Source organism: Streptomyces pseudovenezuelae (genome assembly GCF_029892565.1).
GTDB classification, from domain to species: Bacteria; Actinomycetota; Actinomycetes; order Streptomycetales; family Streptomycetaceae; genus Streptomyces; species Streptomyces pseudovenezuelae_A.
On sequence record NZ_JARXVH010000037.1, the window covers coordinates 1 to 11,745 of the forward strand.

The following is an 11,745-nucleotide window of genomic DNA, read 5'->3' on the forward strand; positions in this document are numbered from 1 at the left end:
CCCGCACCGGATCCAACACCCCACCCAGAACCCGATCAGCCCCCTCCAACAACCCCCTCCACACCTCAAGCTCACCCAACCGCTCACCACTGCCGCCCTGCGCCGCCAACTCCCGCGCCCAATGCCGGAACGACGTCACCACCGGCCCCAACCCAGCAACCCGACCCGCAGACAACTCCCCATACGCAGAGGCCAAATCACCCAACAACACCCGCCACGACACCCCATCAACCACCAAGTGGTTGGCCACCAACAGCAACTGCCCCTCAGCATCCGGCCCACCATCGAACCAGACCGCGTCGAGCATCACACCGGCCCACGGGTCCAACCGCCGCACCGCCTCCCCCGCATACACGCCCACCAACGCATCCAGTTCACCCTCGTCAAGACCAGACGCATCCACCCGCCGCACCCAAACCCGCTCCGGCACCTCCCCGGGCACCACCAACCGCATCCCCTCCGCGCCCACCTCCAGCCGCGCCCGCAACACCTCATGCCGCTCCACCAACGCCCGCACCGCAGACCCCAACACCACACCATCCACACCAACCGGCGTCCTTACACGGTTGAACTGGACGACCTCGCCCAACCGGTCGAGCCCCACCCTCTCCATCAGTTCTCGCATCACCGGTGTCAGAGGCACGTCACCCACACCGGGCTCCCCGCCCGCAATCACGCCCTCGCCCAGCACGTCTGCCACGCCCGCCAGCCCAGCCGGCGTCCGCTTCTCGAACACCAGCCGGGACGAGATGGCCAAGCCTGCGCTCCGGGCCCCCGACACCAGAAGCATCGACAGGATCGAGTCGCCACCCAGGACGAAGAAGTCGTCGTCGGCGCCGATCCCTTCGTGGCCCAGGACGTCCGCGAAGAGGCCGCAGAGCACTGTCTCGATCGGGTTCGACGGCACGCGACCCGACCCACCTCCTGCCTCAGGAACCGGCAAGGCGGACTGATCGACCTTCCCGTTCGGAGTCAGCGGCAACTCGTCCAGCACCACAACCGCGGACGGCACCGTGTATTGGGGCAGCCGCTGGGCAGTGAACTCCCGGATCACCGACGGTTCGCTGCGGGACACCACGTATGCGATGAGCCGGTCCTCACGGACCACGACGGTGGCCTGAGTGACATCCGGGTGGGCAGCGATGACGGACTCCACCTCACCCAGTTCGATCCGGAAACCGCGGACCTTCACCTGCTCGTCGGCACGGCCGACGAAGTGCAACACCCCATCACCCGTCCACCGCACCAGGTCACCGGTCCGGTACATCCGCTGCCCCGGCAAAAGCGGGCAGGCCACAAACCGCTCCGCCGTCAGATCAGCGCGGCCCAGGTAGCCGCGGGCCAGGCCAGGTCCCGCTAGATAGACCTCACCCACCATGTCCGGGGCCACCGGGCGCAGGAAGCCGTCCAGCACGAACACCCGGCAGTTGGGCAGCGGCCGGCCGATCGCCGGCGGTGCACTCTCTGGTGTGATGCTCTGCGCGATCTCCACCGCCGTGGCCATCACCGTCGCCTCGGTCGGACCGTAGGTGTTCCACACGCCTGTACTGGCCCGCCAGCGGGCCGCCAGGTCGGCGCTCAGCCGCTCCGCACCCAGCACCCAATTCCGCACACCAGGCACCGACTCCGGATCCAACACACCCAACAGCGACGGCACCACACTCGCCACACTCACCCCGCTGCTACGGATCATCTCCGCCAACGCCAGCGGATCCGTACGCTCCTCACTGGTCGCGATCGCCAACGTGCCACCACCGGCCAGGGTCACCGCCACATCCAGCACCGACGCGTCGAAGCTGAACGACGCGAACTGCAACGTCACTTCGCCCGGCCCAGCACCAAGAATCGGACCCATCGCAGCCACCAGATTGGACAGACCGCGATGCGCGACCGCCACGCCCTTCGGCCGACCCGTCGACCCCGACGTATAGATCACATACGCCAGACGATCCGGATCCAACACCACAGCCAGCGGCTCCACCGATTCCGCGGCGATCAACTCATCCGCATCGGACAGCCAGTCCTCGTCGATCACCGGTGCGGCTTCACTGGAAGTGACCATGAAGGCGAGCCGGTCAGCGGGGTACTCCGGGTCCAACGGCACATACGCCGCCCCGGCCTTCCACACCCCCAGCATCGCCACGACCATGTCGACACCCCGCGCGAGCTTCAACCCCACCCGCGACTCCACACCCACACCGCGCTTCCGCAAGAACCGCGCCAGCCGATTCGACCGCTCGTCCAGTCCCGCGTACGACAACTCCACAGCACCGCACCGCACCGCCGCACTCTCCGGCGCCCGCACCACCCACTCCGCAACCAGCTCCGCCACCGTCGCCGAGCCGACCGGACGCCCCGTGTCATTCCACTCCTCGACCACCAACGCCCGCTCATCGACGTCGAGGAGGGTCAGCGCGCCAACACGTTTCTCCGGGTCGGCCGCCATCTGCTCCAGTACGCGGACCAGCCGCCCTGCGAGCGCCTCGGCCCCGGCCGTGTCGTAGAGGTCCAGTCGGTGGTCGATCCGAAGTTCCAGACCATCGATCGGGTTGACCCCCAGCGTCAGGGCGTAGTGGGTCGACTCACGTACGCCGGAACCGACGAGGCGCAGAGGGGCGGGCGGGCCGCTCTCGCCCGCACGGTAGTTCTCGAACGCCAGCAGGGTGTCAAAGCCCGCCCCGGGTCCCACCAACCGCTGGATCTCGCTCAGCCCAAGATGCTGATGATCCAACAACCCCGACTGCTCCGCCTGCACCGCAGCCAACAACCCAGCCACCGACCAGGCACCGTTCAACCGCACCCGCACCGGAACCGTATTGATGAACAGCCCCAGCATCCCCTCCATACCCGCCAACTCCGCCGGCCGCCCCGCCACCGTCGCCCCGAACACCACATCACCCCGACCCGACAACCCACCCACCACCACAGCCCACGCCACCTGCACCACCGTGTTCACCGTCACACCCAACCCACGAGCGAGCTCACGCAGCGCCGCGTCCAGCTCGGCGCCCGGGCGGAAGACGAACTGGGCTGTCGCTGCCGGCTCGAGATCACCGGACGCGGGAGCAACCAGGGTCGGCTCCTCGACACCGGCCAGGGCCCGCGTCCATGCCTCCCGGGCCGCGGGACGGTCCTGACGGTCGAGCCAGGAGTAGTACTCATGGAATGGGAGCGTCGGAGCAAGGTTGTCGGCAGCTCCACCAGCCGCGTAGGCAGTCCAGACCTCACGCAGGAGGATGGGCAGAGACCAGCCGTCCAGCACCAGGTGATGCAGAGTCACCACCAAACGCCATTGGTCCTCACCCACCCTCACCAACAACACCCGCAGCAGCGGAGGACGCACCAGATCAAACCTCCGCGCCCGCTCCTCAACCGCGATCCGCTCGGACCCCGCCCACGCCACCTCCTCCGACGTCCCCGACAAGTCCACCTCACGCCACGGCAGTTCCGCCCCTTCGGCGATCACCTGCACCGGCTGCTCGACACCCGACGGCTGCCAAAACCCAGCCCGCAGACCCGCATGCCGATCCACCACCACCTGCCACGAAGCCCGCAACACTCCGGCATCCACCGGCCCCCGCAGGTCCAGGACCAACTGCTCCACATACACATCGGTGCCGTGCTGATCAAACAGCGAGTGGAAGAGCAGGCCCTCCTGCAACGGCGAGACCGGCAACACCTCCACCAGCCCCGCAACACCCGCTTCTACCTCGTCGACCTGAGCCTGATCCAACGCCACCAACGGAAAGTCCGACGGCGTGAAACCCCCACCAGACCCCTCCACATGCGCAACCAGACCCGCCAGCATCCCCGCCCAGCCCTCAACCAGCGATCGCGCCGACTCCTCCCTCAACAACGCCTCCGGCCACGACACCGACAACACCAACTCCGGACCCTCAGCCAGATCCCTGACCAGGCCCTCCACCTCAAGGGCGTGCATCACCGGTGCGCGGTCTGCGATGCCTTCGCCCAGACCGTCGCCGATGAGCTGCCATGCGTCGTCACGACTACTGAAACGCCCCAGGTAGTTGAAGCCGATCTCCGGCACCGGCAACCCCGCCAGCACCCCCGCCGACTCCCCGTTCAGATACCGCAACACCCCAAAACCAAGACCATCCCCCGGCACACCCCGCACCTGCTCCTTAACCCGCTTCACCAACTCCCCCGCAGCACCACCACCCGACCGCACCACCCCACCCTCAACACCACCAGCATCCACCCGCACCGGACGCACACCCGTAAACCAACCCACCGTCCGCGACAAATCACCACCCACACCCAACTCCACCCGCCCATGACCCTCCACATCCACCACAAACCCCAACCCACCACCACCCACCCACTCCGACACCGCACCCACCAACCCCGCCAACAACACATCCTCAACACCCGCATGAAACGCCGCCGGCACACCACCCAACAACCCAACCGACACACCCACCGACAACCGCACCGACACCCGACGCACACTCTCGCCGAGCCACTGAGCGCGGTCCGACGCCCCCTCAGGAAGCACCGGCTGCACGTCCCGGAGAAGCTCCCTCCACTCCGCAAGTTCACTCAGCCGCTCAGCACTGCCGCCCTGCGCCGCCAACTCCCGTGCCCAATGCCGGAACGACGTCACCACCGGCCCCAACCCAGCAACCCGACCCGCCGACAACTCCCCATACGCAGAGGCCAGATCCGCCAGCAGAACCCGCCACGACACCCCATCAACCACCAGGTGGTTGGCCACCATGAGGAGGCGCCCGGTGTTCCCGGGGCCCCCGTCGAACCAGACCGCGTCGAGCATCACACCGGCCCGCGGATCCAGCCGCCCCACCGCCTCCCCCGCATGCACACCCACCAACGCATCCAGTTCACCCTCGTCAAGACCAGACGCATCCACCCGCCGCACCCAAACCCGCTGCGGCACCTCCTCGGGCACCACCAACCGCATCCCCTCCGCGCCCACCTCCAGCCGCGCCCGCAACACCTCATGCCGCTCCACCAACGCCCGCACCGCAGACCCCAACACCACACCATCCACACCAACCGGCGTCCTGACGAGTGCCGACTGGAATACCTCGGCGACGTCCTGCGGTTCGACCCGGTCGAGCAGTTCTCGCATGACGGGGGTCAGCGGTATCCCGCCGGTGGCGTCGGCCGCACCGTCCGCGGCCGGGGCGGCGGCGAGCGGGCGGGCCAGGGCGGCCAGGCGGGCCGGGGTCCGGTGCTCGAAGACCTCGCGGGTGGTGATGACATGGCCGGCCCGGCGGGCTCCGGAGACGACCGTCATCGACAGGATCGAGTCGCCGCCCAGGACGAAGAAGTCGTCGTCGGCGCCGATCCCTTCGTGGCCCAGGACGTCCGCGAAGAGGCCGCAGAGCAGTTCCTCGACTGGCGTGGACGGTGCGCGGCCCGCCTGGCGCATCGGCTCCGGGGCAGGTAGGGCGGCCTTGTCCACCTTGCCGTTCACCGTCAGCGGCAGGGCGCCCAGAACGGTGACCGTCGCCGGGACCATGTAGGCGGGGAGCCGGTCGGCGACGAACGAGCGCAGGTCCGCCGGAGCGGGCGCGCCGTCGGCGGCCGCGTACGCCGCGAGCCGACCCTCTCTTACCAGGACGGCCGTCTGAGCGACCGCCGGGTGGGCGGCGAGGACGGACTCGACCTCACCGAGCTCGATCCGGAAACCGCGGATCTTGACCTGTTCGTCGGCACGGCCTGCGAAGTGCAACAGCCCGCCGTCCGTCCAACGGGCCAGGTCACCCGTCCGGTACATCCGCTGCCCCGGCAGGAACGGGCAGGCCACGAACCGCTCCGCCGTCAGATCCGCACGGCCCAAATAACCGCGGGCCAGACCGGGACCGGCCAGATACACCTCGCCCACCGCACCGACCGGCGCCGGACGCAGCGATTCGTCCAGGACGAAGACGTGCGTGCCGTCGAGGGGCCGGCCGATCGGTGGGGGTGCGTCCTGCGCGGTGGCTCCGTCGGGGATCTCCACCGCTGTGGCCATCACCGTCGCCTCGGTGGGGCCGTAGGTGTTCCACAAGCTTGTGCGGGCTCGCCAGCGGGCCGCGAGGTCGGCGTTGAGGCGTTCCGCGCCCAGCAGCCAGTTCCGCACCCCGGGCACTGTCTGCGGATCGAGTGTCGACAGCAGGGAGGGGACGACGCTGGCGACGGTGACGCCGGTGTCGCGGATCATCCGGGCCAGGGTCGCGGGGTCCGAGCGTTCTCCGCTTGCCGCGATGGCGAGGGTGCCGCCCGCGGCCAGTGTGACGGCCAGGTCGAGCACCGACGCGTCGAAGCTGAACGACGCGAACTGCAGGGTCGTTTCGCCCGGCCCGGCGCCAAGGATCGGCGTCATCGCGTCCACCAGGTCCACCACGCCGCGATGCGCGACCGCCACGCCCTTCGGCCGGCCGGTCGAGCCCGATGTGTGGATCACGTATGCCAGTTGGTCCGGGTCCAGCGGAACGTCTAGGGGGGTGTCCGGCTCGGCCGCGATCGCCGCGTCGGCCGCCGTCAGCCAGTCGTCGTCGATGACCGGTGCGGCGCCGCTGGTGGTGATCATGTGGCGCAGGCGGTCCGCCGGGTATTCGGGGTCCAGGGGCACGTACGCGGCCCCGGACCGCCATACGCCCAGCACGGCCACCACCATGTCGACGCCGCGTGCGAGCCCGAGTCCGACCCTCGACTCCGTGCCCGTCCCCGACCGGCGCAGATACCGCGCCAGTCGGTTCGCCCGTGCGTCCAGCTCCGCGTACGACAGCTCCACGGCTCCGCACCGCACCGCCACGGCCTGCGGTGACCGGGCCGCCCAGGTCGCGACGCGTGTGGGCACGGACTGCCAGGCCGCCGGGGTGGACGGTCGGCCGGATCGGGGCGCGGAGGCGCTCGGGTGATCCGCGTGGTCCGGGCGAAGCGAGTGAGAGTCAGACATAGCAGGCGTCTCCACTGGCTGAATCGGGAAGCTTCCACGGCAGCGGCGGGCAGCACGCCGCGGTGCCTCGCGCCGGGGCGTGCTCAGGGCGCAGTGCTCGGCCCCGGCGGTCGGTCGCGCGGGGCGGAGCACTGCGTCGTGAGAGCGTGCGGGTCGAAGTCTCGTGGGCCGGGTTCCGTCCGGCTCACGAGGGTCCTGCAAGGCTAGGGCTCGCGGCGGTCACGCCGGGACGGGCCTCCGTTCGGGCCGCCGCGGAAGCGGGGGCCTCCGCCGGGGCCCTGCCCCGGTACCGGTCCCGGGCCTCCGGGCATCGGTCCAGGTCCGGGGCCCATGCCCGGCATCGGTCCCGGCCCCATGCCGGGTACGGGGTGTGGTCCCGGTCCCATGCCTGGCATCGGGCCGCCGACGTGCACCGGACCGCCCGGGCCGGCGATCTCGGCCGGCGCTGCGTGCCGGGCGGGCTCGTCCCGCTCGGGGCCGGAGCCGTTCTTGGACTGTCCGGCGAACTGCGTACGGTACAGCTCCGCGTAGAGGCCGCTCGCGGCGAGCAGTTCCTCGTGCGTGCCCTTCTCCTTGATCTTTCCCTCGTCGATGACGAGGATCTGGTCGGCGTCGCGGATGGTGGACAGCCGGTGGGCGATGACCAGGGACGTCCGGCCCTTCAGCGCGGTGCGCAGGGCGAGTTGGACGGCCGCCTCCGACTCGGAGTCGAGGTGGGCGGTGGCCTCGTCGAGCACCACGACGGGCGGGGCCTTGAGCAGTAGCCGGGCCATGGCGATCCGCTGCTTCTCACCGCCGGAGAGCCGGTATCCGCGGTCTCCGACCACCGTGTCGAAGCCGTCCGGCAGCGACTCGATGAGGTCCCAGATCTGTGCGGCCCGGCAGGCGTCGATCAGGTCCTGCTCGACGGCGTCCGGGCGTGCGTACATGAGGTTCTGGCGGATCGTCGTGTGGAAGAGGTGGGCGTCCTGGGTGACCATGCCGACGGTGTCGAGCAGGGATTCCAGGGTGACATCCCGCAAGTCCTGGCCGCCGATGCGGACGGTTCCGTCATTGGGGTCGTACAGCCGCGGGACCAGGTGGGTGATGGTCGTCTTGCCCGCTCCGGAGCGGCCGACCAGTGCGGTGAGTTTCCCGGCCGGCGCGGTGAAGCTCAGGTTGCGCAGCGTCCAGGCGTCACCCTCGCGTTCCGGCATCGGCAGGGCGATCGATTCGAGGGAGGCCAGTGACACGTCGGCCGCCTTCGGGTAGCGGAACGAGACATTGTCGAACTGGATGTCCGTGGCCGTGCCGATGGGTGCCGCGTCCGGCTTCTCCGCGATGAGCGGTTCGAGGTCCAGGACCTCGAAGAGCCGGTCGAAGCTGACCAGGGTGTTCATCACGTCCGCCTGGGCGTTGGACAGTTGGCCGATCGGTTGCATCAGGCGGGTCAGGAGGGTGGCCAGGGCCACCAGGGTGCCCAGCTGGATCGTGCCCTCGACGACCAGGTGGCCGCCCACTCCGTACACCGCGGCGGTGGCGAGCGAGCTGACCAGCATGGTGGACAGGAAGAGCAGTTTCATGTGGACGGAGGTGCGGACGCCGACGTCACGGCTACGGTCCGCCAGTCCCGAGAACTCGGCGGACTCGCGGTCGGGCCGGCCGTAGAGCTTGGCGAGCAGCGCGCCGGTGACGTTGAACCGCTCATGCATCATCGAGCCCATTTCGGCGTTGATCTGCATGTGCCGGCGCATGAGGCGCTGCATCCGCCGTCCGATGATCCTGCCGGGCAGGACGAAGAACGGGGCGAGCAGCAGGGAGATGAGCGTGATGAGCCACGACAGGTAGATCATCGTGACGAGGATGAACGTCAGTGTGAGTGCGGCGGAGACGACGGTGGAGAGCAGTGAGGTCAGTGCCGCCTGCGCTCCCATCACGTCGGTGTTCAGCCGGCTGACGAGGGCTCCGGTCTGTGCGCGGGTGAAGAACGCCAGCGGCTGGCGCTGGACATGGTCGAACACCTCGGTGCGCAGGTCGTAGATGAGGCCTTCGCTGACGCGGGCGGAGAGCCACGCTTCCGCGAATCCGAGGAGGCTGGCCACCACCGACAGTGGGGCGACCGCCAAGGCTATCCATACGACGACGGAAGTGTCGCCCTTCATGATGCCATTGTCGATGAGGTATTTGAACATCAGAGGAATGGCCACCGCAGTACCCGCGTTGAGCGTTGTGGCGGCCAAGAGAATTCCGATGCTGCGGCGGTGCCGCTTGGCGTACGGGATGATTCGTTTTGCGGTGCCGGGCCTTACGTCCTGTTTGGAAAGGGAGGGGTCAGGTCCGTCCCCCCGTACGATCACCGGTCCTGGGCCACCCATCATGGCCACAGCTACCACCTCTGTCCCGTTGTCTCGCCCGACGGCCTTCGGTCAGTTGACGGCTTGGGCTGCGTCCATCCGGTCGGCGAGGCTCTTGGGGCGCATGTCCGTCCAGTTCTCCTCGATGTACGAAATGCACGCGGCCCGGGTGTCCTCGCCGAACACGGCTTTCCAGCCGTCCGGCACTTCGGCGAATGCGGGCCAGAGAGAATGCTGATTCTCGTCGTTCACGAGAACGAGAAAGGACGCGTTTTCATCGTCGAAAGGATTCACTGTGACCACTCCCGTCAGTGGGGTTCGCCTAGTGCGTTGCCCACGATAGTCAGCCCCTTCCGGGGCGACAAGCAACGGAATTGCGGTCCGGTGTCCAACCATTCATTGTCGGCACTTGGACACATGCGGCGGCTACTTATCACGGGAGGGCGGGCGTTGTTGTCCTACGGCGAGTTGCCGGCCATTTTGGCGGGCGTGCCGACGAGTTGGTAGCGCTCGGGGAAGACGATGTCCACGACGAGTCCGCCGTCGGCGCCGGCGTGGGCGGTGAGTTCGGCCCCGTGGGCGTCGACGATGGAGCGGACGATGGACAGGCCGAGGCCATGGTGGCCGTCGTCCGCGCTGCGGTTGAGTCGCTGGAAGGGGTGGAAGAGCCGGTCGACCTCGTCGTCGGGAACGCGCTGGCCGGTGTTGGCGGCGGTGATGAAGGCGCTTCCGTCGCGGGTGCCGACCGTGAGGTCCACGTGGCCGTCCTGGACGTTGTAGGAGAGGGCGTTGTCGAGCAGGTTGGCCACCAGGCGTCCGACGAGCACCGGGTCTCCTTCGAGGGGCGCGGGCGCGATGCGGGTGTCGAGTCGCAGTCCGCGTTTGTCCGCCGCCGGGCGCAGGGCGCACACGGCCTCTTCGGCGAGGTCCGCGAGGTCCACCGGTTCCGGCCGGTCCAGGCCGCGTTCGCTGGTGGACAGGAAGAACAGCGCCTCCAGCAGGCGTCCCTGCTGTTTGCTGATGGTCAGCAGGCGTTCGAAGTTCATGCGGAAGGTGTCGACGGTGGGGTCCCGGTCGATGAGGGACTCCTCCAGCAGTGCGTGCTCCATCGTCAAGGGGGTGCGAAGTTCGTGCGCGGCGTTGGCGACGAACCGTTTGTGGGAGTCGATCGCGGTCTCCAGGCGGCCGAGGAGGCCGTCCACCGTGTCGGCGAGGTCCTTCAGTTCGTCGCTGGGGCCTTCGACGGCCAGTCGTTCGTGAACGTTGCGGGCGGTGATCCGCTGGATGGTGGTGGTCATGGAGCGCAGGGGGCGCAGTACGCGTCCGGCGACCACCCAGCCGAGCCAGATGGAGATGAGTGTGGTGATCGCCAGGGCTATCACCGCGTTGAACATGAGGTTGTCGATCATCTCCTGGTGGGTGTGGAGTGCCTGTTCGCGCAGGGCCTGGGCCTGCTCGTCGACGGCGCCGGGCCTGCGGCCGAGGGTGTCGGGGCTGTCCTCGCCGATGTACCGGCTGATCTGTGGCGGCCGGTCCGAGTCCGTCGGCGCCCTAAAGCCGTCGATCAGGACGAGGCCGCTGGTGGTGGTGCCCGCCACCAGCAGGTAGGTGATGGTGAGAAGCACCACCCCGGACACGATGAACAGCGCCCCGTAGAGCAGCGTGAGGCGCATGCGTACCTTGCGCGGCTTCAGCAGCGCGGCGACCCTGGCGCGGTCGAGGAAGTCTGCGGAGAGCGGGAACGGCCGCACGGGCACCTCATATCCGGTACCCGCCGCGGGGCACCGTCTCGATCACGGGCGGGGAACCGAGTTTGGATCTCAGGCGGTTGATGGTGGTCTTCACCGTGTTGGTGAAGGGGTCCGTGGCTTCGTCCCACACGCGTTCGAGGAGTTCCTCGGTGGGGACCGCCCGCCCCTGGGCGGCCAACAGGTATTCCAGGACCGCCAGTTCCTTGGGGTTGAGCGGCAGTCGCTGGCCGTCGCGGGAGGCGAGCCGCTTCGCCGCGTCGAGCCGCAGGTCGCCGTGGACGAGTACGGGTGTCACCGCCTGTTGCGGCCGTCGGCCGAGGGCCCTGATCCGGGCGATCAGCTCCGGGTAGGCGAACGGTTTGGGGAGGTAGTCGTCGGCTCCGAGGTTGAGCCCCTCGACCCGCTCGGCCATGGTGCCAGACGCGGTGAGCATCAGCACGCGGGGCTGGACCGGCTGTTCGGCGAGGGTGCCGCACACCTCGTCGCCGTGGATGCCGGGCAGGTCCCGGTCGAGCACGACCACGTCGTAGTCGACGACCGAGGTGTTCTCCAGAGCGCGTTCCCCGTCGTGCACGACGTCGACGGCCATACCCTCGCGGCGCAGCACGCGTGCCACCGAGTCCGCCAGCACGGCATGGTCCTCGACTACCAGCACTCTCATCGTCCACCCCTTGCGCACAACTCTGCCGACCGCGACTCGCGCCCCGACAACTGGCCCTTGTGTCACGGCAGTTGT

At 68.8% G+C, this 11,745-nt stretch carries 6 protein-coding genes; 1 reads left to right on the top strand and 5 read right to left on the bottom strand.

Going from position 1 to position 11,745, the window contains the following annotated elements:
• Positions 1-6,760 (bottom strand): non-ribosomal peptide synthetase (locus M2283_RS49315; RefSeq protein ID WP_280883180.1); only part of this gene is annotated, 6,760 nt, incomplete at its 3' end.
• On the opposite strand from M2283_RS49315, the gene M2283_RS49320 reads away from it, so the two are divergent.
• Positions 6,642-6,887 carry a hypothetical protein gene (locus tag M2283_RS49320; protein ID WP_280883205.1) on the top strand — a complete coding sequence of 82 codons (246 nt, stop codon included), beginning with the start codon at positions 6,642-6,644 and terminating at the stop codon, positions 6,885-6,887. The genes M2283_RS49315 and M2283_RS49320 overlap by 119 nt on opposite strands.
• 241 nt (positions 6,888-7,128) lie before the next feature.
• Here the strand turns inward: M2283_RS49320 and M2283_RS49325 are convergent, their stop codons facing one another.
• The 4 genes from M2283_RS49325 to M2283_RS49340 all read right to left on the bottom strand — a co-directional run bounded on the left by M2283_RS49325 (position 7,129) and on the right by M2283_RS49340 (position 11,670).
• Positions 7,129-9,282, bottom strand: a complete 2,154-nt coding sequence (locus tag M2283_RS49325; RefSeq protein WP_280883203.1) for an ABC transporter ATP-binding protein — start codon at positions 9,280-9,282, stop codon at positions 7,129-7,131.
• A 48-nt stretch (positions 9,283-9,330) separates the two neighbouring features.
• On the bottom strand, positions 9,331-9,552 hold the full coding sequence (locus M2283_RS49330) for an MbtH family protein (RefSeq protein WP_280883181.1): 222 nt from the start codon (positions 9,550-9,552) through the stop codon (positions 9,331-9,333).
• Between the two features lie 164 nt (positions 9,553-9,716).
• Positions 9,717-11,015, bottom strand: coding sequence for a sensor histidine kinase (locus M2283_RS49335; protein ID WP_280883182.1), 1,299 nt, complete (start codon positions 11,013-11,015; stop codon positions 9,717-9,719).
• Position 11,016: 1 nt separating this feature from the next.
• Complete coding sequence (locus tag M2283_RS49340; RefSeq protein ID WP_280883183.1) at positions 11,017-11,670, bottom strand: response regulator transcription factor; 654 nt, start codon at positions 11,668-11,670, stop codon at positions 11,017-11,019.
• Positions 11,671-11,745: the final 75 nt, after the last annotated feature.